We start from the raw sequence: 22,596 nt of genomic DNA, 5'->3' as shown, positions 1-22,596 counted from the left end.
CTCCGCCTTCTCCGGGCGACGATGGGAATGTCATCACCGTAGAAAGCAGCCCGCACGCCCGACAAGAACGAAAAGCTGCACACATACGCAGGAATGCTGCGCAGATACGTCACTCAGAGCAGGTTCAGTGCGTCACCGCCACCGCCCACCCCCTCTCCGGCGTCCGGCGCGGACTCACTGACTCCCGCCTCCGGGCTGTCCGGCAGCAGGTGGGACAGCACCATGTAGCTGATCGTCTTGCGGATGAAGGGTTCGCTGCGGATCCGTTCGAGCACCTCCTCGAAGTGCTCCACATCGGTGGCCCTGATGTGGAACAGGGCGTCGGCGGCCCCGGTCACCGTCATCGCCGCCACGATCTCCGGGTACTTGCGCGCCACCTCCGACAGCCGCCTGGGCGGCGCCGCGCCGTCGCAGTACACCTCGATGTACGCCTCGGTGCGCCAGCCTAGCGAGGCCGGGCGGACGGTCGCCCGGAACCCCGTGATCACCCCCGTGGCGCGCAGCCGGTCGACCCGGCGTTTGACCGCGGTGGCCGACAGCCCGACGGTCGTGCCGATCTCGGCGAAGCTCGTCCGGGCGTTCGCGATCAGGGTCGCGACGATCTTCCGGTCGAGCTCGTCGAACGGCGTGGGCTTCGTGGTCATGGCGGGTGGCCTTCTCCTCGTGCCGCCCCGGGAAGGGGCCGTCGGTCTCCCCCATCCTGCCGGTTCGCGCGGCCCGCCCACGGCGTGCGCCGAACTCATGACCTCCACCGGCGGAGGAACGACGCTCCGGGCCTCGCCGCCATTGGGCCGACAAATGACGGAACTCCTGCCTGGTTGACGCGCGTTGACAAGGGACCCACACTCAGTCAGGTCCATGACAATATGCACCTGACCGGCTGACCAGAGACAGGGGATTGCCCGTGCTGCCGAGACCGAGTGTGTCCGCGTACATAAGGACCGCCGTCACCGCCCTCTCCGCCACCGCCCTCGCCGTCACCGGCCTGCTCGCCGCCGCCCCCGCCGCTCCGGCGAGCTCCTCGCCCGGCCCCGGGCACCCGTCCGCCGGGGTGGTCGTGAAGATGCCGGCCGCCGTCGCCGACCGTCTCGGCGCCGAACGCGAGGCGCTGCTGGACGCCGTCTCCGCGGACGTCCTCTCGCGGTCCCACGACGCCAGGGAACTCGCCCCGAGTGCCGCCGTCGGCGAACTCGCCGACGAGGGCCGCAAGGTGGTCGTCGACGTACGCGACGTCTCGGGCGACTGGGCCCGCGGCGTCGCCTACGTCGAGGCGTCCCGCACGCGGCACGGCGCACCGGAGGGCTGGCTCTACATCGCCCACCGCACGGACGGGCGGTGGGTCCCGGGCCTGGAGGGCGACCGTGAGTTCGCCGACCATGTGGCCCGATCCCCGCTGGTCGGCGCGGCGGAGCGGCGGACCATGAAGGCCTACGCCGAACGCGAGGTGACCCCGGACGCGCAGGCCGCGCCGGCCGGCGCCCTGGCCAACACCGGTGGACTGCTGTTGCCCTGGATGCCCGACTACTACATGACCCTGACCGGCGGCCCCCACGCACACGACGGTGCGACCGGCTACTGGAGCGCCCTCGACTTCGCCGGCGGCAACGCCAGTGGTCTGGTGCGCTCGTCACGGGAGGGTACGGCCACCTCGATGTGCGGCGCGGGCGGCGGGTGGACCCGGGTGATCCACCCCGGCGGCTTCTCCACGGACTACTACCACCTGCGGAACACGACCTACTACAACGGGACGTCGATCGCGCGCAGTGCCCTGCTCGGCAGCATCGGCACCGACACCTGCGCCGGCGGTTCCGCGACCGGCGCCCACGTGCACTGGTCCCTGCGCACGTACGACGCCAACTACAACGGCCGGTACACCTGGCTGAACGGCCGTACGATCGGCGGCTGGGCGTGGTGGAACGGATCCGCCCAGTACTCCGGCTGCGGCACGCGCCTCGGCTTCACGGCCTGCCCCGGTACGGCGATCTACAACCGCACCGGCTGACGCCCGGGGCACGCTCGCAGGTGGCGGACCGGGCAGGACGTCACGGGCCCGGTGGCAGCGCCTGCTCCGTCCAGATGGTCTTGCCGGAGCGCGTGTACCGGCTTCCCCACCGGTCGGTGAGCTGCGCGACCAGGAACAGACCGCGGCCGCCTTCCTCGGTGTCCCGGGCCCGGCGCATCCTCGGCTGCGTGTTGCTGACGTCGGAGACCTCGCAGATCAGGGAGGACGTGCGGATCAGGCGCAGCCCGATGGGCCCGCCCGCGTAGCGGACGGAGTTGGTGACCAGCTCGCTGGCCACCAACTCCGTGGTGAAGGCCAGGTCGTCCAGGCCCCACAGCGACAGCTGAGCCAGCACGTGCGCGCGTGCGTCGGACACCACCGACGGGTCCGCCGCGAGGGTCCAGGAGGCGTGGTCCTGCGGGGCCACCCCGCGGACCCCGGCGAGCAGCAGCGTCACGTCGTCGGCCAGCGGGCGGGGTGCCAGTTCCCCGACCACCTCGGGGCCGATCTCCTCCAGGGGCCGGCCGGATGCGAGCGCCGCCGACAGCGCGTGCCGGAGGGCGGCCATCCCCTCGTCGGGATCGGGGCGGCCGCGCGTGATGAGGCCGTCCGTGCAGAGCGCGAGGACGCTGCCGTCCGCCGCCTCGAACGCCACGGGCTCGAACGGCAGGCCACCGACCCCGAGCGGCGGACCGGGGCTGAGGTCGACGTGGGCTGCGGTGCCGTCCGGAGCCACCAGGGCGGGCGGCGGGTGCCCCGCGCTGGCCGCCAGGCACTGCCGGGTGACGGGGTCGTACGTCACGTACAGGCAGGTCGCACCGAACGACCCGAAGGAGGCCTCGGCGTCCTCGGTGCCGATCGCGAGCTCGGACACGAGGTCGTCGAGGTGCGTCAGCAGTTCGTCGGGGTCGAGGTCGAGGTCCGCCAGGGTCCGCACAGCGGTCCGCAGACGCGCCATCGTCGCCGTGGCCCGGAGACCGTGCCCCACCACGTCGCCGACGACCAGCGCTACCCGGGCGGAGGACAGCGGGATGACGTCGAACCAGTCGCCGCTGGCCCCCGTAGCCGTATCCGTCGGGAGGTAGACGCTCGCCGTGTGCGCCGCGGCCGTGTCGGTCGTCGAGGACGGCAGCAGGCTGCGCTGGAGCCCCACCGCGGCGTTCCGCTCGCGGGCGTAGCGGCGTGCGTTGTCCACGACGAGGGCGGCGCGCGAGGCTGTCTCCGCCAGCAGGTCGAGGTCGTCGCCGGTGAAGGGCGGCCGGTCGAGGCCCCGGCCGACCCGGATACGGCCGAGGAGCGATCCTCGTGCTCGCAGCCACGTACTCATCCCGTGCGGCCGGCCGAGCACGTCGGCCGGCTCGGCGCCCTCCTCCGACCGGTGCGACCACATGCGGTCGGACAGTGTCCCGCCGGTGCTCACGTCGAACACCGTGCCGGTCGCGAAGCCGCCGGGGGCGGCGCCGGCCACCGCCGTGCGGCGCAGCAGGTGGTCGCCGTGGTCCTCGGGAGCGGGTTCGTCGTAGGTGAAGACCGCCTCGGCCACATCGACGACCGCCACGTCGGCGAGTGCGGGAACGAGCACGTCCGCCAGGTCCTGGGCGCTCTCCGCGGCGGAGAGCGTCGTGCTGAGCACCGCCGTCGCGCGGTGCAGGACATCGAGCCGGAGGCGGGAGAGCTTCTGGTCCGTCACGTCGACGAACAGCCCCGTGACGCCGATGACGTGGCCGTTCGCCCCCTGGAGGCGGAACGCCGAGATGGACATGGTCCTTCCCGCTCCCGGTTCGACCTGTGTGTGGACGTCGATGTCGAACCCGACCAGGGGGGTCCCCGTCGTCAGGACGTCCCGCAGGCGGGTGTCGACCGCCCGGGCGTCCGCCTCCTGGAGGAAGTCGCCCAGGCGGGCCCCGTACAGCTCGTCCGGCACACCCAGGTAGGGAAGGAGGTGGGTGTTCGTCCGTACCAGCCGCAGCTCGTTGTCGAACACCGCGAGGCCGATGCGGTCCTGGAGGAACAGCTCGCGCAGGAAGGCGTGGCCCTGACGCCACTGTGCGGCCAGGACCTGCGGGGCGGCGAGCACGAGGAACTCCTCCGCCGGCCCTTCGCCGCTCAGGGGCAGCACGCGGAACTCCACCTCGCCCCCGAGGTGCGGGGCCAGCTCCGCCCGCCCCTCCCACACCGGCCCGTCGCGCTGTTCCAGGAGCGCCGGCCAGCTCCCGGGCACCGCGAGGAGGTCCTGGAGCCGCCCACCGCTCAGCTCCGCCGCCGAGCGCCCGAGGAGGGACTCCGCCGCCGGCGTGGACCTCAGGATCGTCCCCCTCGCGTCCACCACGAGCCCCGCCGAGTGCCCCACGTCGAGAGGGTCGTCGCTCCTGGCTGCCATCGGACCCCACACTCCGTCCCGATCCCTGGGCGGCCAGGGCCACCGTTCCCCTCCACTCTGCCCGCGTGCACGCCCCCCGGCACGCCGCACTCCCCCGAACGGCCACCGCCCGGAACGGAACGGCGCGCGAGAACCGGAGTTCCTGGGACGGTTCGCGATCCCTCCGGGGGCGGGCGCCTCCGAGGACGAGCCCGTCCCGGTCACCAGCCACGACCTGAGGCCCGCCGTGGTGGCCCGTGAACTTTGATGCCCCGGTTTCGCCACCTGCGGAAGCCGACCGCCGGGGCCACCGGCGGGAAGGTGATCGAGCGGACGGTCCCGCGCAACTACGCCGGACCCGGCGACGCCCTGCACGGGCCCGGGCCGGTCCGGACGACATCGATGGCAACCACTCGCTGGTGCTCAACACCCCTGACGGCGTGCGGTTTTCCTCGGAGAACGGGATCTCGCCGCACAACTGGCAGCCGGAGCTGTCCAGGATCCCCGGCACGCGGCGCCACCACGAGAACTTCGGCGGGGCATCTGCCCCGACGCCAACACGCTGGCGGCGGCGCCGGAGCAGTCGGGGGGCGCGACAGCGTACCCAGCCCGATAACCGCGAAATCCCGCCCAGTTGATGCAACCGGACGGGATTTCGTGACGTTCTTGAGAGCTACTCAAGAACTGTCGTTTGTGGACCTGTGGGGATTTGAACCCCAGACCCCCTCGATGCGAACGAGGTGCGCTACCAGACTGCGCCACAGGCCCTTGCGACGTGTGAAACTCTAGCACCCTCACCGGGGTGCTTGGAAATCCGTTCCTCCGCTGGTCAGCGGTGTCGGGTTTCCCGGTGCCCCCGGGCGTCCCCGGGGGCCTCACTCATTGGCCGCGCGCGGCCGGTCCTCGTCGTCGTACTGGTCGAAGAGCGGGGTCCGGCCCCGGTCGCGGTTGCGGCGGGACTGGTTCGTGCGCTGGCGCGGGGCCGGGTCGACCGCGGGGGCCGGGGCCGCCGGGTGCGACGTGCCCGTCTGGGAGGGCTCGGCGGTGCTGGAGCGGGCCGCGCTCCAGGTCTCCGGGTCGCCGACCTCCACCCCGCCCGTGGCCCGGGGGGCGACGGGCGCGGTGACATAGGTGGGCAGCGGTACGGGAACGGGCTCCCAGCTGTCGCCCTGGACGCGGCCGCGTTCGCGCTGCTGGTCCACCCACTCCGCGTGGTCCGTCTGCTCGACGAGGGCGCGGCGGCCCGCCTCCTGGGGGGAGACGGTGGGGGTGGGTTCCGGCTCCGCGTGGTGCGCTTCGGAGTCGTCGTCCGGCTCGGCGGAGTCGGGGGCGGCGGGCTGGTTGCGGCGCGGGCGGTTCTCGCGCAGCCGCTGCGCCGCGTCCTCGGCCCGGCGGCGGTCCATCGTGAAGGCGAACCGCCGGCGTTCCTGGGCACGCAGATGCACGATGTACGTGCTCAGCAGCACGGCCGGCACCGCGGGGGCCCAGAGGAAGCCGAGGCCGCCGACCGCCGCGACGATCGCGCCGAGGGTGAAGGCCAGGAAGAGAACGATCGTGGTCCGCCTGCGCCGCGCCAGGACCTGGGAGCGCCGGGCGCGCCTGGCCCGCTCGGCGTCGGCCGCACCGGGGCTCGGGCGCCGCCGGGCGGGAGGCACGTGCTCCGCGGGGCGCTCGCCGGACCGGCGTTCGTGCGCCGGGCGGTCCGGGTGCTGATGGTCCGGGGGCTGGTTGCCGGGGCGCCGGTCGTGCGCCGGGCGGTCGGATGCCCGGTGGCCCGGGGTGCGCTCGGGCGCGTGCGCCGGGTCGCTCAGCCGGGCTTCCGTGTGCGCCGGAGGCGCGGCAAAGGCCCGGACGTCCACGGACTCCATACGGTCCGTTTCCCGGTCCGGGTCGACCTCGGGCCCCGCCTCTTCGGCGGTGCGCTCCCGCAGCTCCTTGGCGTAACGGCGCTCCATCGCCGCCCGGCCGGACAGCAGCCGGATGGCGGTGCTGAAGCGTTCCGTCGGACGGGCTTCGTTGAGCTCGTCCTGCCTGCGGAGCCACATCGGCACCAAGTAGGCGGCCCAGGCCCCGACGATGACTGCGTAGATGAGGCCGCTGCTGCTCACGCTCACACCGTAGAGGGGTTTGCGCGGAAGGATCCGCCAATTGGCCCGGTGTGTCGCACGATCCGGCTGATATCACGGACTTTTTTTGTGATGGTTCGGATCAGCAGACGCCGATAGCCCTAACCATTGCGGTCATCCAGCGATCAAATTCGAACACTTATTTTATTTCCTCGGTCGGCCCGGGGCCTCCCGGCGTCATGGGCCGTGACCGGCGCCAGCGTCTGAGCATCCCCTCGGGCACTTCCTCGGCGGTGAGCGCGAAGATCAGGTGGTCGCGCCAGGCGCCGTCGATGTGGAGATAGCGCAGGCGCACGCCCTCCGAGCGGAATCCGAGTTTCTCCACCACTCTGCGGCTGGGCGCGTTCTCCGGGCGAATGCAGACTTCGATCCGGTGCAGACCCACCGTGCGGAAGCAGTGGTCCACCGCGAGCGCCACCGCCGTCGGCATGACTCCGCGCCCGGCGACGCTCCGGTCGACCCAGTAGCCGATATGCCCGGAACACATCGAGCCCCAGGTGATCCCCGCGACCGTGAGCTGGCCGACCAGCCGCCCCTCGTACTCGATGGCGAAGGGCAGCATCCGCCCCGCGTTCGCCTCGGCGCGCAGGTGGCGGACCATCTGCCGGTACGTGGGGCGCTGCGCGATCGGGCCGCCGGGAGCGGGCGGCGGGACGGTGGCCTCCCAGGGGCGCAGCCAGTCGCGGTTGCGCCGGTTGACCTCGCGCCAGACCCGCTGGTCCCGCATCTTTATCGGGCGCAGGACGATCTCGCCGTCGGTCAGCGTCACCGGCCAGGTCGCGATGTTCAGCTCGGGCTCCCCGGTCGGGGGTGGTCGCCGCCGCGGAGCTGGTCGACGGCGTGCACCAGGAGCCGGCCGAGGACGGCGAGCCCGTCCCTCACCCCGCCGGTGGAGCCGGGGAGGTTGACGATCAGGGTGCGGGACGCGACGCCCGCGAGGCCCCGGGAGAGGGCCGCGGTCGGGACCTTGGCGAGGCCCTCGGCCCGGATCGCCTCCGGGATGCCGGGGATCTCGTGGTCGAGGACGCGGCGGGTGGCCTCGGGGGTGGCGTCGGTGGGCGAGATGCCCGTACCGCCGGTGGTGACGATCACGTCGTACCCGGCGGCGACGCCCGCGCGCAGGGCCGCCTCGACCGGGTCACCGTCGGGGACGACCTGCGGGCCGTCGACCGTGAAGCCGAGGCCGGTCAGCGCCTCGGCGATCAGCGGGCCGCCCTTGTCCGCGTACACACCGGCGGAGGCGCGGTTGGAGGCGGTGACGACGAGGGCGCGGTACGAAGCGCCCGGCGCGGCTCCGGTGGGCTCCGGTCCCCGCGCCGGCTGCTCGGGGCCGGGGGCCGCGGTCTGCTCGGGCGGCGTCACGCGTCCGGTCCCGCCGGTGCCGCCGGTGCGGTGCGCCGGTAGTCGCCGGACTTGCCGCCCGACTTCGCCTCGACCCGTACGTCGGTGATGACCGCGCTCTTGTCGACCGCCTTGATCATGTCGACGACGGTCAGGGCCGCCACCGACACCGCCGTCAGGGCCTCCATCTCGACGCCCGTGCGGTCCGTCGTCTTCACGGTGGCCGTGATCTCCACCGCGTCGTCGGCCACGCTCAGGTCGACCTTCACACCGGAGACGGCCAGCGGGTGGCAGAGCGGGATCAGGTCCGGGGTGCGCTTGGCCCCCATGATCCCGGCGATCCGGGCGGTGGCGAGGGCGTCGCCCTTGGGGACCCCCTCGCCGCGCAGCAGTTCGATCACGCGCGGCGCGACGAGCACCCGGCCGGACGCGCGGGCGACGCGGGTGGTGACGTCCTTCGCCGACACGTCGACCATGCGGGCCGCGCCCGCCTCGTCGATGTGCGTCAGCCTGTTCTGCGTACTCAACTCACTCCGCCTAGCGGTAGGGGCACCGATGGGCCTCGGGCCCGGAGGGGGACCTCCGGAAGGCACGGCGGCAGATACCGTACCGCCACCGGGCGGCGGTCAGCGGAGCAGGACCACGTCCGTCTCCGTGCCGGGCTCGACCGAGGTGACGTCCTCGGGGACCACGATCAGCGCGTCGGCCTGGGCCAGCGCGGCGACCAGATGCGAACCGGAACCGCCGACCGGGGTGACCGTGCCCGCCTCCGCGTCGTAGCGGCCGCGCAGGAACTGACGGCGGCCGGCCGGCGAGGTGAGCGCCTTGTCGGAGCCGAGCTCGGCGCGGACCGTGGGGCGGTGCACATCGGTCAGGCCCATCAGGGCGCGGATCGCGGGGCGGACGAACAGCTCGAAGGAGACGTAGGCGGAGACCGGATTGCCCGGCAGGGCCAGCAGCGGGGTGTGGTCCGGGCCGATCGAGCCGAAACCCTGGGGTTTGCCCGGCTGCATGGCGAGCTTGCGGAACTCGACCCCGCTGCCCGGCTCGTCCGCGTCGCCGACGGAGGACAGCGCCTCCTTGACGACGTCGTACGCGCCGACGCTGACGCCGCCCGTGGTGACGACGATGTCCGCGCGGATCAGCTGGTCCTCGATGGTGGCGCGCAGCGTCTCGGCGTCGTCGGCGACCGCGCCGACGCGATAGGCGATGGCTCCGGCGTCCCGGGCGGCGGCGGTGAGCGCGAAGCTGTTGGAGTCGTAGATCTGGCCGCCCGTCAGCGCCTCGCCGGGCTGGACCAGTTCGCTGCCGGTGGACAGGACGACCACGCGGGGGCGGGGCCGTACGACCACGGTGGAGCAGCCGATCGCCGCGAGCAGGCCGATCTGCGGCGGGCCGACGACCGATCCGGCCGCCAGGGCCGGCTCGCCCGGCTGGACGTCGCTGCCGCGCTTGCGCACGTGCGCGCCCGCCGTGACCGGGCGGTGGACGCGGACCTCGCCGGTGGCGCCCTCCGGCGCGTCGGCGTGGGCGCGCATCCCGTCGGCCGGGCCCTCGCCCGTACCGCCGTCCGTCCACTCGACCGGGACCACGGCCTCCGCACCGGCGGGCAGCGGGGCGCCCGTCATGATGCGGGCGGCCTGTCCCGGTCCCACGACCTGGTCGTCGGCGAGCCCCGCGCTGCCCGCGGCGACGTCACCGATGACGGTGAGGACCGCGGGGAACTCCTCGCTGGCGCCCTCGACATCGGCGACGCGGACCGCGTAACCGTCCATGGAGCTGTTGTCGAAGGGCGGCAGGGCCACCTCCACGACGACGTCCTTGACGAGGACGCAGCCCTGGGCGTCGGGCAGCTGCAGCTCGATGGGCTCCAGCGGCCTCACCGAGGCGAGGATGTCGTCCAGATGCTCGTCGACCGACCAGATCGTGCTGCTCACGGGGTTACATCTCCTCAGCGACGTACTTGCGCAGCCAGGTCCGGAAGTCCGGCCCCAGGTCTTCACGTTCGCACGCCAGTCTGACAATGGCGCGCAGATAGTCGCTGCGGTCGCCGGTGTCATAGCGGCGGCCCTTGAAGACGACGCCGTGCACGGGACCGCCGATCTTCTCGTCCGCGGCGAGCAGCTGGAGCGCGTCGGTGAGCTGGATCTCGCCGCCGCGGCCCGGCTCGGTGTGTCGCAGTATGCCGAAGACCGCGGGGTCCAGGACGTACCGCCCGATGATGGCGAGGTTGCTGGGGGCGTCGGCCGCGTCGGGCTTCTCGACCAGGTCGGTGACGCGGACGACGTCGCTGTCGACGGTGGCGTCCGCGGCGGCGCAGCCGTACAGGTGGATCTGCGCGGGGTCGACCTCCATCAGCGCGATGACGCTGCCGCCCTCTCGCTCCTGGACCTCGACCATCCGGGCCAGCAGCGCGTCGCGCGGGTCGATCAGGTCGTCGCCGAGAAGCACCGCGAAGGGCTGGTCACCCACGTGCGGGGCGGCGCACAGCACGGCGTGCCCGAGACCGCGGGGGTCTCCCTGGCGCACGTAGTGCATGGTGGCCAGGTCGCTGGACTCCTGGACCTTGGCGAGGCGTTCGGCGTCGCCCTTGCGGGTGAGCGCGGACTCCAGCTCGTAGTTGCGGTCGAAGTGGTCCTCCAGGGGCCGCTTGTTGCGACCGGTGATCATCAGTACGTCGGAGAGGCCCGCTGCCACGGCTTCCTCGACGACATACTGGATGGCCGGCTTGTCGACGACAGGCAGCATCTCCTTCGGAGTGGCCTTCGTGGCGGGCAGGAACCGGGTGCCGAGACCTGCTGCCGGGATGACGGCCTTGCTGATCCTGGAGGGCGACTGAGTCATGTGCCGACCTTAACGGGTGCACACGGCCGGAAGCTGATATTCCGGTTAACTTCGTCCTTAAATATGCCCATACGAGAATCGTGCGAGTCACCAATGAACACCGACAAGTCCGGAAAGACGTCCGCGAAGGGCCCCTTGCGGCGCGAACTGCTCGCCGCCAGGGCCCTCCTGACGAAGGAGGACGCTCTCCGGGCCGCCGCGGTTCTCGCCGACGCCGCGCTGCGTCTCCCCGAACTGGCCGACGCCCGTACGGTCGCCGCGTATGTCTCCGTCGGCCGTGAACCGGGCACCCGCGCCCTCCTGGAAGCGCTGCGCGGCCGCGGCGTGCGCGTGCTGCTGCCGGTCCTCCTGACCGACAACGACCTGGACTGGGCGGCCTACGAGGGACCGGCGCACCTGCTCCCGGCCGGACGGGGGCTCCTGGAGCCGGACGGACCGCGCCTGGGCCCCGACGCCGTCCTCGCCGCCGACGCGGTACTGCTGCCCGGACTGGCGGTGGACGGGGCCGGGATGCGGCTGGGGCGGGGCGGCGGCAGCTACGACCGGGTGCTGGCCCGGCTGACGGCCGCCGGGGCGCACCCGTCGCTCCTCGTGCTCCTGTACGAGAACGAGGTGGTCGCGCGGGTCCCGTCGGAACCGCACGACCACCCCGTGGACGCCGTCGTCACACCGGCCGGAGCGCGGCGCTTCGCGGACCCTCTGTAGGGCCTACGGCTTCAGCGTCAGCGTGTCGACCGTGGACGCGTCGACCGCTTCGTTCCCGAAGGACCAGTCGAGCAGTTCACCGTCGACCCACTTGTCGGTCTGGTCGGTGTAGTGCGCGTTGAACGCGTGCCCGGAGGCCCCGCTGAGGTTGATCCAGCGGGACTTGTCCCAGTCGCCGACGTTGACGACCATCCGCATCGACGGCACCCAGACGACCTCGTAGCCGCCGGCCGCGTTCCAGCCGGTGGCGTTGACCGCTGCCTCGCCGCCGCCGAGGTTCCAGGGGCCGCGGTTGAGCGCCCGCTGGAGCAGGCCGGGGCCCTCGGTGCCGAGCGTCTGGTTCGTCAGCGTGAGCCGGTGCAGCCGGCCCCAGCTCCAGGTGGAGATGTTCTTGCCGAGCTTGGAGGTCAGCTCCCAGCGGGCGTCCTCCATCGCCCGGGCGAACAGGTCGTCCCGGCTCTCCAGGGCAGCCTCGCGGCCCCGGGCGGGCGCCTTCCACCACGCGTTGTCCTGGTCGCCCACGATCTCGCGGACCACCTGGAACCAGCGGTCGCCGCCGTCCGGCTGCGCAGTGTCGCCGTCGCGCTGGCCGCACTCGCGGACGAGCTTCCTCTGCTGGTCGGCCGGGCCGCTGTTCTTGGCGGGCGGCACATAGATGCAGTCGCCCTTGACGCGCATCTCCTTGGGCAGCTTGTTGCCGAAGGCGAGCTTCAGGATGTTGCGCCAGACACCGTTGAAGTACGCGGCGGCGGCCGAGTCGGACTCCTGGGCGTAGTCCCAGCCGTCCAGCAGCTTCTGGGCCTCGCGGACACTCGGGTCGGAGATGTTGATCTTCTTCAGCTCGGGCACCAGCAGCGCGGCGATCTCGCTGAAGTTGTCCATCTGCATCTTCTGCATGTCATCGGTCGAGACCTTCTCGCCGCCCTTGATCTTCTGGGCGAGGAGGTCGTTGATCCGCTGGCTGCGCGCGCCGTAACCCCAGTCCTTGGTCAGGAGGTGCGGGTACTTCTCCTCGTCGATGACGGCCTGGTTGGCCGTGACGATGTAGCCGCGGTCCGGGTTGTACTCGTAGGGCAGCTCGTCGAAGGGGATGTAGCCCTTCCACGCGTACTTCGGGTCCCAGCCCGGCGCCGGGGCCGTACCGTCGAAGCCCGCGGAGCGGACCGGGATCTTCCCCGGGGCCTGGTAGCCGATGTTGCCCTCGGTGTCGGCGTAGATGAGGTTCTGCGAGGGGACCTCGAAGTTCCGGGCGGCGGCCCGGAAGGTCGTGAAGTCCTTGGCCCGGTTGATCGCGAAGACGGCGTCCATGGACTTGCCGGGCTGGAGCGCGGTCCACTTCAGCGCCACCGCGTAGCCGTCGGCCCGGTCGGGGGCGGCGTTGCTGACGGGGGCCTTCTGGCCGACCTTGTCCAGTTCCTTGCTGCGGTCGGAGACCAGAGGCCCGTTGTTGGTCTCGCGGACGGTGATCGTCCGGTCCCGGCCGCCCGCGACCTTGATGGTCTCCTCGCGGGTCTTGAACGGCTTGGTCGCGCCGTCGTACAGGTAGCCGTCGTCGGAGACCTTCTCCAGGAAGAGGTCGGTGACGTCGGCGCCCAGGTTGGTCAGCCCCCAGGCGATGTCCTGGTTGTGGCCGATGATCACACCGGGCATGCCGGAGAAGGTGTAGCCGGCCGTGTCGTACTGGCAGGTCGCCGAGAGCTTCCGGCAGTGCAGGCCCATCTGGTACCAGAGCGAGGGCAGCATCGGCGCGAGGTGCGGGTCGTTCGCGAGGAGCGCCTTGCCGGACGTCGTGTGCGCGCCGCCGACGACCCAGGAGTTCGAGCCGATGCCGTTGCCGTTCGGGCCGAGCAGCGCCGGGATCTCGTCGAGGGTGTCGGAGAGCGCGGCGAGCTGGGTCGTCAGGCCCTCGCCTGCGCCCTGCGGAGTCGCCGAGCCGATGGTGTCCGCCGGGGTCGCCTCGGGGTCGAACTTCCCGGTCACCGGCGAGATCGCGCCCTGCTCGACGATCGGCTTGTGCTGCTTGTACGGGTAGCCGGGGTACAGGTCCTCGATCTGGTCCTGGTCGAGGCGGCTGGTCAGCAGCGAACGGTCGATCTCGTCCTGCATGTTGCCGCGCAGGTCCCAGGCCATCGCCTTGAGCCAGGCCACCGAGTCGACGGGGGTCCACTCACCGGGCTTGTAGTCGTTGGTCAGGCCCAGCGCCGCGTACTCGACCGAGATGTCCCGGCCTTCCTTGCCCTTCAGATACGCGTTGACGCCCTCCGCGTACGCCTGGAGGTTCTTCTTGGTGCTCTCGTCGAGCACCTCGTCGTACTCCTTCTGTGCCACCTGCCGCCAGCCGAGCGTACGGAGGAAGGAGTCGGTCTCCACCTGCCCGGAACCGAACATCTCGGAGAGCCGGCCGGACGTCATGTGGCGCCGGACGTCCATCTCCCAGAAGCGGTCCTGGGCCTGGACGAAGCCCTGGGCGCGGAAGAGGTCGGCGTCGGAGTCCGCGTAGATCTGCGGAATACCGTAGGAGTCGCGTTTGACCTCGACGTCGCCGGAAAGGCCGTCGAGCGTTATCGACCCGGTGGTCTGCGGGTACGACGCCCGCACGGTGGAGACGGACCAGTACGCCCCGTACCCGACACCCGCGACGAGCGCCAGCACCAGGACGAGCACGATCAGGCGGGCGCGTCGCCCCTTCTTCCTGCCGGGCTTCTTCGCTTCGGAAGGGCCGGAAGAGTCGGTTGTGTTGGCGGGCATCGCTGTCCTTCGAGGGGGCAGGGTGGTCCTGGGAGTGCAGGAGCAACCATAGGCGCAGCGGAGAAGCCACTCGGACGCGGTATAGGGATGCATCCATTTGCGTCTTCCTCGCACGAACACTCGAAGCCGTCAAGGAATCGTTAACGATTAGGTAAGGTAACGAAGTACTTGGCTGCCGGGGGCCGATCCGGCAGGCGCACGCAGGGAAGGAACGGACCCTGACTGTCCACGCGCTCAACGAACTCCTGCTCGTCTGCTCGCTCGTCCTGCTCGTCGCCGTGGTGGCGGTACGGATCTCCTCGCGCAGCGGGCTCCCCAGCCTGCTCCTGTATCTCGGCATCGGGATCGCCCTGGGGCAGGACGGCATTTTCGACGTCAAGTTCGACAACGCCGAGCTGACGCAGGTGATCGGCTACGCCGCCCTGGTCGTCATCCTGGCCGAGGGCGGACTCGGGGCGAAGTGGAAAGAGGTCAGACCCGTCCTGCCCGCAGCCGCGGTGGTCTCCACCATCGGTGTCGCGATCAGCGTGGGCATCACCGCCTCGGCCGCGCACTATCTCGTCGGCCTGGACTGGCGCCAGGCGCTCATCATCGGAGCGGTCGTCTCCTCGACCGACGCCGCGGCCGTCTTCTCCGTGCTGCGCAGGGTGCCCCTGCCGCCCCGGATCACGGGTCTCCTCGAGGCCGAGTCCGGCTTCAACGACGCTCCCGTCGTCATCCTGGTCGTGGCGTTCTCCGCGGTCGGCCCGGTCGAGCACTGGTACGTCCTGGTCGCGGAGATCGCGATGGAGCTGGCCATCGGCGCCACGATCGGCGTCACGGTGGGCTGGCTGGGCTCCCTGGGGCTGCGGCACGTCGCCCTGCCCGCCTCCGGTCTCTACCCGATCGCCGTGATGGCCATCGCCGTCTCGGCGTACGCGGCGGGCGCCATGGCCCACGGCTCCGGGTTCCTCGCCGTCTACCTGGCCGCGATGATCCTCGGCAACTCCAAGCTGCCCCACTGGCCCGCCACGCGCGGTTTCGCCGACGGGCTCGGCTGGCTGGCCCAGATCGGCATGTTCGTGCTGCTCGGCCTGCTGGTCACCCCGCACGACCTGGTCGACGACTTCTGGCCGGCCGTCGCGGTGGGCCTGGTGCTGACCATGGTGGCGCGGCCGGTATCGGTCTTCCTGAGCCTCGCGCCGTTCCGGCTGCCGGCCCGCGAGAAGATCCTCATGTCCTGGGCCGGGCTGCGCGGGGCGGTGCCCATCATCCTGGCGACCATTCCCATGGTGTCCGGGGTGGAGGGCAGTACGCGCATCTTCAACATCGTCTTCATCCTGGTCATCGTCTACACCCTGATCCAGGGCCCGACGCTGCCCTGGGTCGCGAACAAGCTGAACATCGCCGAGGACCCGGCCGAGGCCGACGACCTGGGCATCGAGTCGGCCCCGCTGGAGCGGCTGCGCGGCCATCTGCTGTCGGTCGCCGTCCCCACGAAGTCGAAGATGCACGGTGTCGAGGTCGGCGAGCTCCGGCTCCCGGCCGGGGCCGCCGTCACGCTGGTGGTCCGGGAGAACCAGAGCTTCGTGCCGTCCCCGGCGACGGTCCTGCGGCGCGGCGACGAGCTGCTGGTGGTGGCCACCGACCCGGTGCGCGACCGGGTGGAGGAACGCCTGCGGGCGGTCGCCGAGGGCGGCAAGCTGGCGGGCTGGCTGGGCACGGGCGGATCTCCCGCCTCCCGGAGCCCCGGCGTCAAGGGCCCGCAGGGCGGGTCGGCCATCCCCCAGGCGATGAAACTGGCCAAGAAGCTCGGAGGTGCCGGTGCCGGCACCCGTACCGGCGTCAACGGGAGCGGCGGTGCCGGCGGCGGCACGAAAACCCGCCACTGAGCCTCCTGGGTCCCGGGCCTCTTGAGTCCCGGGCCTCTTAGAGGTGACAACACAGGCGACCCGCGACGAACGCGTCGTAGATCACAGGCTGATACGGAAGCCCCGTGCGCAATCGCAGGTGCACAGGGATTCCTGCCTGTACCATGAAGGCAAACCTGATCGACCAACTCTGTCTGATGCAGAGCTGGCGCGACCGTATGGCGGTCGTGGTGCCTCTTCGCCCGGCGTTTCTTCGCCGATGGCAGCGAGTCGCCCGGCATCTACCGCAGTTCCGCGCGAAGAGGACAGCTCTCGGCCGCTTCCGTCCGGCCCGCCCCACAAAGGCGCCGGGAAGCAGTGCCACCAGGCGGCAGAAAGGCAAGGACCGTGGCGACCACGGTCTCCGACCGCCCCGGATACGGGCAACTGCTGCGCACCCCCGGTGCGTGGACCTTCCTCCTCCCCGGCTTCGCCGCACGGCAGCCCTTCGCGATGCTCACCATCGGCATCGTCCTCCTCGTGCAGCACACGACCGGCTCGTACGGCAGCGCGGGCGCCGTCGCGGCGGTCTCCGGTGTCTCCATGGCACTGTTCGCCCCGCAGAGCGGCAAACTCGCCGACCGGTTCGGCCAGCGTGCCGTCCTGGTGCCCGGGGTCCTGCTCCACGCCGTCTCGGTGAGCGCCCTGACCGTGCTGGCGCTGGCGGACGCGCCCCTGTGGGCGCTGTTCGCCGCCGCCGTGCCGACCGGTGCGTCGATCCCGCAGATCGGCCCCATGGTGCGGGCCCGCTGGGCGGCGATGCTGGGGGCGACCCCCGACCGGCCCGCCTCTCCGCTGATGTCCACCGCGGCCGCGTTCGAGTCGGTGACGGACGAGTTCACGTTCGTCCTGGGCCCGGTGATCGCCACCGCGCTGTGCACCGGCGTGCACCCGGCGGCCGGCCTGATCGCGGAGGCCGCCCTGACGCTGGTCGGCGGCCTCCTCTTCGCCGCGCAGCGCGCCACCCAGCCCGCCCCGCGCGCCAAGGCCACCGCCGCCGAACCGCACGCCTCGGCGCTCTCCGTTCCTGGCGTGCGCGTCCTGGCCGTCACCTTCCTGGGCATCGGCGCGGTCTTCGGCGGGATGCAGGTCTCGCTGACCGCGTTCTCCGAGGAGATCGGCCACCCAGGGGTCAACGGGGTCCTCTACGGGATCTTCGCGGCGGGCAACATGCTGGCGGGCATCGCCTGCGGTGCCATCGCCTGGAAGAGCAGCCCGCGCCGCCGCCTGATCGTCGGGTACGTGGCGCTGACCCTGACAGCGTCCGGCCTGTGGGCCGTGCACTCGGTGCCGCTGCTGGCCGGACTCGGCCTGCTGGTCGGCCTCTGCATCGCCCCGGCCCTGATCAGCGGCTACACCCTGGTCGAGGCGCTGGTTCCCGCCACCGCCCGGACCGAGGCCTTCACCTGGCTGACGGGTGCGGTGGCGCTCGGCCAGGCGGCGGCCGTCACCGTGGCGGGCCGACTCGCCGACGCCCACGGCGCGAGCACCGGCTTCCTGGTCCCCCTGGCCGGAACCGCACTGGCCCTGATGACCCTGCTCGCCCTGCGCTCCCGGCTGACTCCGAGGTCCCAGGGACGCACGGTCGCACGTGGGATCGGTCACCGCGAGCCGGTCACGGTGGACTGATCCGACGGAATACGTCAGTATGGAGCGTCGTTAGCACTCATTGAGTGAGAGTGCCAGGAGGAGCAAGTGCCGACCTATCAGTACCAGTGCACCGAGTGCGGCGAGGGCCTTGAGGCGGTGCAGAAGTTCACCGATGACGCCCTGACCGTATGCCCGAGCTGCGACGGACGCCTCAAGAAGGTGTTCTCCGCGGTCGGCATCGTCTTCAAGGGTTCCGGTTTCTACCGGAACGACAGCCGCGGCTCCTCGTCGAGCAGCACGCCGGCGTCGTCGTCCTCGAAGTCGTCCGACTCGGGTTCGTCCTCGTCGTCGACGGGCTCGGACACGAAGTCGAGCGCCTCGTCGTCCGCCTCCGCCTCGTCGTCGGCCCCCGCGCCGGCCTCGTCGTCGAGCGGTACGTCGGCCGCCTGAGCCCGCGTACGCCCCGTCTGCTTTCGCCCCACCTGCTTTTCACCGGACCCCGCCGAGACAGCTCGGCGGGGTCCGGGCGTTTCCCCGGGCCGGCGCCCCTGCGGATACGGTGACCGCATGGTGAACGCACATACGGAAACGAACTCCGGTACGGGTACGGGCACGGCGGGGGCCGAGGGGTCCGCGGAGATCGGTGTCATCGGCGGCTCGGGTTTCTACTCCTTCCTGGAGGACGTCACCGAGGTCGCCGTGGACACCCCTTACGGCAAGCCGAGCGACTCGGTCTTCCTCGGCGAGCTCGCCGGCCGCCGGGTGGCCTTCCTGCCCCGCCACGGACGCGGCCACCACCTGCCGCCGCACCGCATCAACTACCGGGCCAACCTCTGGGCGCTGCGCTCCGTCGGGGTCCGGCAGGTGCTCGGGCCGTGCGCGGTGGGCGGGCTGCGGCCGGAGTTCGGGCCGGGCACCCTGCTCGTCCCCGACCAGCTGGTGGACCGCACGAAGGCCCGGGTGCAGACCTATTACGACGGTGAGACCCGGGCCGACGGAACCGTGCCGAACGTCGTCCACCTGGGCTTCGCCGACCCGTACTGCCCCGAGGGCCGCAAGGCCGCGCTCGCGGCGGCCCGCGGACGGGACTGGGAGCCGGTGGACGGAGGCACCCTGGTGGTGGTCGAGGGCCCGCGGTTCTCGACCCGCGCGGAGTCGCGCTGGCACGCGGCGATGGGCTGGTCCGTCGTGGGCATGACCGGGCACCCGGAGGCGGTCCTCGCCCGGGAACTGGGGCTCTGCTACACCACGATGACCCTGGTGACCGACCTGGACGCGGGGGCCGAGGCGGGCGAGGGCGTCTCGCACGAGGAGGTGCTCCAGGTGTTCGCGGCCAATGTGGACCGGCTGCGCTCGGTGCTGTTCGACGCGGTGGCCGGGCTGCCGAAGAACGAGAGCCGCAACTGCACGTGCGCCCACGCGCTGGACGGGCTCGACACCGGGATCACGCTGCCGTAGCGGGGACGACCGCCGCTCGGGCAGAGCGGGCTCACCGGATCGGGTGACGGAGTTGTCCACAGTGCGGGAGCTGTCCACAGGGCCCAGCGGGATCTGCTGGAACGGTGGAAAGTGAGGGGAGTCCGGCCGGGTCGCACCGGTCCGGGCTCCCCTTTCCCTTGCGCCTTTCCCTGCGCTCGTCCGCACTGATCCCAGGTGGTGCCATGTCCACTTCTTCCTCTCCCCTCTCCTGTCCTGCCCCGGTGCCCGCGCCGTGCGGGGTGGGACCGTTCGGCCCCCTGCGGGTGCGGGGCGGTGGCGCGGACCGGCTGCGGCGGATGCTGCGCCGACAACGGCGTGCGGCGGCCGCGGGGCTCGCGCTGGCGGGGGCCGCGCTGGCCACCACTGGCCTGAGCAGCGCCGACGGCGGGGCCGGCCCGCCGGACGATCCGCCGGGGGCGGGCCGGGCGCCGGTGCGGCTGGTCTCCGCGCCGGTCCGGATCGCGGATCCGGAGACGGTACGGCTGCTGCGGCCGGGAGACCGGGTCGATGTGATCGCGGTGGGCGCTGCGGGCGGCGGCGACGCGCGCGTGGTGGCCCGAGGAGCACGGGTGGCGAAGGTGCCGCCCGCGTCCACGGGGGCCGGCGGCCGCCTGGCGGACGGTGCCGATACGGGGGCCGGGGCGCTGGTGGTGTTGTCCGTGGAGCGGCCGACGGCGACGGCGCTGCTCGGCGCGGGCACTTCGGGGCGGCTGGCCGTGGCGGTGTCCGATGCGCACTGACGTTCTGCCACCGACCCCGTGGGCCTCAGAGGATTGGACAGTGTCGCCTTCAACCGCCTTGGGTGGTGAAGCAGTTCGCTTCCCTCACCGTCCATGCGAAAGAAGGCTCGTCCGTGAGCGAGAAGAAGGTCAGTCTGCTGGAGGGCTTCAAGGCCTTCCTGATGCGCGGCAATGTGATCGACCTCGCGGTGGCTGTCGTCATCGGTGCCGCCTTCACCAACATCGTGAACGCGGTCGTCAAGGGCATCATCAACCCCCTGGTCGGCGCGTTCGGCACGCAGGACCTGGACAACTACAGCTCCTGCCTCCAGGGCCCGTGCACCACGGACCCGAAGACCGGGGAGATGGACGGGATCGAGATCCTGTGGGGCTCGGTGCTCAGCGCCACCCTCAGCTTCCTGATCACCGCCGCCGTCGTGTACTTCCTGATGGTGCTTCCGATGGCCAAGTATCTGGCCAGGCGGGCCGCGATGCAGGCCGCCAAGGAAGGCGTGCGGGAGACGATCGAGGTGAGCGAGCTGGAGGTGCTGAAGGAGATCCGCGACGCTTTGGTCGCGCAGCGCACCGGGGGCGCGCCGGGGCCGGGTGCGGGCGACGGCTCGGGCGGGGCCGACGGGACCGCTGCCGGTCCGCGCGAGGGCCGGTAGCCCTCCGGGCGACCGCTCAGATGTGGTGGGGCGGCTTCTCGTCCAGGAAGCGCGCGAGGTCCGCGGCGCTGTTGCCTGCCGGAGGCCGCTCACCCCACCCCTGGTCCGTATCGTCCGCGGACTGCCGGTCCAGCGGATCGTCGAAGATCAGAACCGGCTTGGGCTTCGGTTCCCGGTGCGGCTGCTCCTGTGGCTGCTGCTGCTTCGCATCACGCGGGCTGGGGGCGGGGGCGGCGCTCATGTCTCCAGGGTACGGCGGCTCACCGCGGGGGGTGAGCCGCCGAGGGGCCGGGCGGCGGGGGTCAGCGGTCCTTCGGGTCGAGGAGCCAGAGGCCGAGCACGACGAGGAACGACAGGCAGAGGAAGCCGGCCCCCCACCAGGCCGTGCCGGTGTTGCCCTCCATCCACTCGTCGATCAGGACCGTGAGCCCCCAGAGCTGGCCGATGACGACGGTCATGGCCAGGGCGAGGCGGGCGGTCAGCTTCGAGGAGCGCTCGGGGCTCTGGTCGGTGCCCGCGCCGGGTCCGGGGCCGGTGTGCCGGACGCGGGGATCCCCGTATCCGCTGGTGGGGCGGATCTGTGGGTACCGCTCGTGGACGGGCCGGTTCAGCTCGGGGTCGGCGCTGCCGGGGTGGTAGGCCGGGTAGTGGCTACCCGGGGGCGGCAGCGGCTGCTCGGGGCGCGGGGAGTCGCTCATGCCCGCCCGCCCGGGTTCTCGACGGTGGCGGACACGGCACCGGTGGTCCGGGCCGCTCCGCCGGTCCGGGGTACGCCGCCGGCCCGAGGGGTGTCGCCGGTCCGGGGAGCGTCGTCGGCCCGAGGTCCGGGCCGTTCACCGGTGGTCCGGCTCCGGGCGCGTGGCCCGGCGGCCCGGGGCGGGGACTCGGCTCCACCGTCGATGCCCGGGCAGCCGATACGGGCCGCGAGGTCGGGGCGCTCACCGCCGAGCTGGCGGCAGAGACCCTCCTCGACGCTCTCGCCGGACCGGGTGGTCCCCACGGCCCAGACGCTTCCGTCGTCCTGCTCGACGACCACGACCTTGGGCAGCCCGCGCGGCGGCGGGCCCGCGGTGACCTCGCCGGACCGGGCGTCGAAGACTCCCTCGTGGCACGGGCAGTACAGCTCGCCCTCGGTGCCCCGGTCCTTGCGCCAGAGCACGGCGCAGGCGAGGTGGGTGCAGACGGCGGAGTAGCCGACGAGGGTGCCGTCGTCGAGGCGGACGGCGACGGCCCGGTCCTCCTCGCCGGGGTAGCGGAAGGCGATCGACTCGCCGGGCAGCAGCCCGCCGGCGATGCGCTTCGGCTCGGGGGCCTTGCCCTCCTCGCCGTCGCCGTGGCGGTGGAGGATGCCCGCGGCCACTCCGATACCGCCGACGGCGAGTCCGCCGGAGACGGTGGTGACGATCCGGAGGTAGTCCCGGCGGGTGGTGAGGGAGTCGGCGGCGATCCGGTCCTGGAGCGCCTCGCGCGGGTCTCCCCCGGCGGGGTGCTCGCCGGCCGACGACCGGTCGGTGACGCTCATCGGCGGACGTCCTTCCCGTTGATCTCGACGACGGGAAGACCGCCGGGGACCGGCCACTGGACCCGTTCGGCGGGGACGACCATGGCCACGCCGGTGCGGACCTCGGTCTCGCCGAAGACGAAGGTGTCGGCGACCTGGACGCCGGGGCGCTCCGCCTGGAGCTCCTCGACGGTGCCGTAGAAGAGCGCTCCGGTCGGGCAGACGGTGGCGCACATGGGGGCGAGGCCGTAGGCGGTGCGGTCGTAGCAGAGGTTGCACTTCATCTGGAGCTTGGCCTGGAGGTCGATCTTCGGTACGCCGAAGGGGCAGGCGTTGACGCAGTTGGAGCAGCCGATGCAGCGGGTGGTGTCGGCCTGCTGCACCACACCGTCCGCTGTCACCAGGATCGCGTCGGCGGGACAGACCTCGGCGCACGGCGCGACCGGGTCCTCGCAGTGCATGCAGACGGTCGGAAGGGAGGCGACGGACCGGCCCTCGTCGGTGTAGTCGAGGTGGATCATCGATTTGCCCCGGTGCGAATCGCATTCGCGGCAGGCGGAGACACAGGCCTGGCAGCCGATGCAGCGCCCCGGGTCGATGAAGATCGTTCTGCCCATCATGGGCC

21 protein-coding genes and 1 tRNA gene are annotated in these 22,596 nt (G+C 72.0%); 8 read left to right on the top strand and 14 right to left on the bottom strand.

The genetic code is table 11. The features are described from left to right. Positions 1-113: 113 nt before the first annotated feature. Positions 114-644 carry an Lrp/AsnC family transcriptional regulator gene (locus IE145_RS11635; protein WP_189520835.1) on the bottom strand — a complete coding sequence of 177 codons (531 nt, stop codon included), beginning with the start codon at positions 642-644 and terminating at the stop codon, positions 114-116. Positions 645-904: 260 nt separating this feature from the next. Between IE145_RS11635 and IE145_RS11630 the strand changes: the two genes are divergently transcribed. Further along, positions 905-2,002, top strand: coding sequence for a M23 family metallopeptidase (locus IE145_RS11630; protein ID WP_189520834.1), 1,098 nt, complete (start codon positions 905-907; stop codon positions 2,000-2,002). Between the two features lie 40 nt (positions 2,003-2,042). On the opposite strand, the gene IE145_RS11625 is transcribed toward IE145_RS11630, so the two are convergent. The 8 genes from IE145_RS11625 to galU form a co-directional block, all read right to left on the bottom strand. Next, entirely contained in the window at positions 2,043-4,382 is a 2,340-nt protein-coding gene (locus IE145_RS11625; RefSeq protein ID WP_189520833.1) for an ATP-binding SpoIIE family protein phosphatase, read from the bottom strand. A 673-nt stretch (positions 4,383-5,055) separates the two neighbouring features. Continuing rightward, positions 5,056-5,129 (bottom strand) — tRNA-Ala (locus tag IE145_RS11620). 107 nt (positions 5,130-5,236) lie between these two features. Beyond that, positions 5,237-6,469 carry a divisome protein SepX/GlpR gene (sepX, locus tag IE145_RS11615; RefSeq protein WP_189520832.1) on the bottom strand — a complete coding sequence of 411 codons (1,233 nt, stop codon included), beginning with the start codon at positions 6,467-6,469 and terminating at the stop codon, positions 5,237-5,239. A 157-nt stretch (positions 6,470-6,626) separates the two neighbouring features. After that, the gene (locus IE145_RS11610; RefSeq protein WP_189520831.1) at positions 6,627-7,256 is read right to left on the bottom strand and encodes a GNAT family N-acetyltransferase; all 630 of its coding nucleotides are present in this window, start codon (positions 7,254-7,256) and stop codon (positions 6,627-6,629) included. Positions 7,257-7,273: 17 nt separating this feature from the next. Then, positions 7,274-7,849, bottom strand: coding sequence for a MogA/MoaB family molybdenum cofactor biosynthesis protein (locus IE145_RS11605; protein WP_189520830.1), 576 nt, complete (start codon positions 7,847-7,849; stop codon positions 7,274-7,276). Next, a complete protein-coding gene (moaC, locus tag IE145_RS11600; RefSeq protein ID WP_189520829.1) occupies positions 7,846-8,355 on the bottom strand; it encodes a cyclic pyranopterin monophosphate synthase MoaC in 510 nt (169 codons plus the stop codon). The genes IE145_RS11605 and moaC overlap by 4 nt, the downstream gene beginning before the upstream one ends. Positions 8,356-8,454: 99 nt before the next feature. Further along, a complete protein-coding gene (gene glp, locus IE145_RS11595) occupies positions 8,455-9,765 on the bottom strand; it encodes a molybdotransferase-like divisome protein Glp (RefSeq protein WP_189520828.1) in 1,311 nt (436 codons plus the stop codon). A gap of 4 nt (positions 9,766-9,769) precedes the next feature. Next, complete coding sequence (gene galU, locus IE145_RS11590; protein WP_189520827.1) at positions 9,770-10,672, bottom strand: UTP--glucose-1-phosphate uridylyltransferase GalU; 903 nt, start codon at positions 10,670-10,672, stop codon at positions 9,770-9,772. Between the two features lie 93 nt (positions 10,673-10,765). On the opposite strand from galU, the gene IE145_RS11585 reads away from it, so the two are divergent. Further along, positions 10,766-11,377, top strand: a complete 612-nt coding sequence (locus IE145_RS11585) for a 5-formyltetrahydrofolate cyclo-ligase (RefSeq protein WP_189520826.1) — start codon at positions 10,766-10,768, stop codon at positions 11,375-11,377. A 3-nt stretch (positions 11,378-11,380) separates the two neighbouring features. Here the strand turns inward: IE145_RS11585 and IE145_RS11580 are convergent, their stop codons facing one another. Beyond that, positions 11,381-14,125 (bottom strand): penicillin acylase family protein, encoded by a 2,745-nt coding sequence (locus IE145_RS11580; protein WP_189520825.1) that lies wholly within the window; start codon positions 14,123-14,125, stop codon positions 11,381-11,383. 278 nt (positions 14,126-14,403) lie between these two features. On the opposite strand from IE145_RS11580, the gene IE145_RS11575 reads away from it, so the two are divergent. The 6 genes from IE145_RS11575 to mscL all read left to right on the top strand — a co-directional run bounded on the left by IE145_RS11575 (position 14,404) and on the right by mscL (position 20,470). Beyond that, the gene (locus IE145_RS11575; protein WP_229825510.1) at positions 14,404-15,996 is read left to right on the top strand and encodes a potassium/proton antiporter; all 1,593 of its coding nucleotides are present in this window, start codon (positions 14,404-14,406) and stop codon (positions 15,994-15,996) included. Between the two features lie 366 nt (positions 15,997-16,362). Continuing rightward, positions 16,363-17,643, top strand: coding sequence for an MFS transporter (locus IE145_RS11570; protein WP_189520824.1), 1,281 nt, complete (start codon positions 16,363-16,365; stop codon positions 17,641-17,643). A 66-nt stretch (positions 17,644-17,709) separates the two neighbouring features. Then, complete coding sequence (locus IE145_RS11565) at positions 17,710-18,054, top strand: FmdB family zinc ribbon protein (protein WP_189520823.1); 345 nt, start codon at positions 17,710-17,712, stop codon at positions 18,052-18,054. A 117-nt stretch (positions 18,055-18,171) separates the two neighbouring features. Next, the gene (locus IE145_RS11560; protein WP_189520822.1) at positions 18,172-19,062 is read left to right on the top strand and encodes an S-methyl-5'-thioadenosine phosphorylase; all 891 of its coding nucleotides are present in this window, start codon (positions 18,172-18,174) and stop codon (positions 19,060-19,062) included. Positions 19,063-19,265: 203 nt separating this feature from the next. Further along, positions 19,266-19,823: a hypothetical protein gene (locus tag IE145_RS11555; RefSeq protein WP_189520821.1), complete on the top strand. Its 558-nt coding sequence runs from the start codon at positions 19,266-19,268 to the stop codon at positions 19,821-19,823. A gap of 113 nt (positions 19,824-19,936) precedes the next feature. Continuing rightward, a complete protein-coding gene (gene mscL, locus IE145_RS11550; protein ID WP_189520820.1) occupies positions 19,937-20,470 on the top strand; it encodes a large conductance mechanosensitive channel protein MscL in 534 nt (177 codons plus the stop codon). A 16-nt stretch (positions 20,471-20,486) separates the two neighbouring features. On the opposite strand, the gene IE145_RS11545 is transcribed toward mscL, so the two are convergent. The 4 genes from IE145_RS11545 to IE145_RS11530 form a co-directional block, all read right to left on the bottom strand. Further along, the gene (locus IE145_RS11545; protein WP_006125294.1) at positions 20,487-20,711 is read right to left on the bottom strand and encodes a hypothetical protein; all 225 of its coding nucleotides are present in this window, start codon (positions 20,709-20,711) and stop codon (positions 20,487-20,489) included. Between the two features lie 61 nt (positions 20,712-20,772). Further along, on the bottom strand, positions 20,773-21,168 hold the full coding sequence (locus IE145_RS11540) for a hypothetical protein (RefSeq protein ID WP_189520819.1): 396 nt from the start codon (positions 21,166-21,168) through the stop codon (positions 20,773-20,775). Then, a complete protein-coding gene (locus tag IE145_RS11535) occupies positions 21,165-21,992 on the bottom strand; it encodes a Rieske (2Fe-2S) protein (RefSeq protein WP_189520818.1) in 828 nt (275 codons plus the stop codon). The genes IE145_RS11540 and IE145_RS11535 overlap by 4 nt, the downstream gene beginning before the upstream one ends. Continuing rightward, positions 21,989-22,591 carry a 4Fe-4S dicluster domain-containing protein gene (locus IE145_RS11530; RefSeq protein ID WP_044371306.1) on the bottom strand — a complete coding sequence of 201 codons (603 nt, stop codon included), beginning with the start codon at positions 22,589-22,591 and terminating at the stop codon, positions 21,989-21,991. The genes IE145_RS11535 and IE145_RS11530 overlap by 4 nt, the downstream gene beginning before the upstream one ends. Between the last annotated feature and the right edge of the window lie 5 nt (positions 22,592-22,596).

Origin of the sequence: Streptomyces sindenensis, assembly GCF_014649035.1 — a bacterium.
Classification (GTDB): domain Bacteria; phylum Actinomycetota; class Actinomycetes; order Streptomycetales; family Streptomycetaceae; genus Streptomyces; species Streptomyces sindenensis.
The sequence above is the reverse complement of the archived record's forward strand: the minus strand, read 5'-3'. Positions and strand labels throughout refer to the sequence as shown.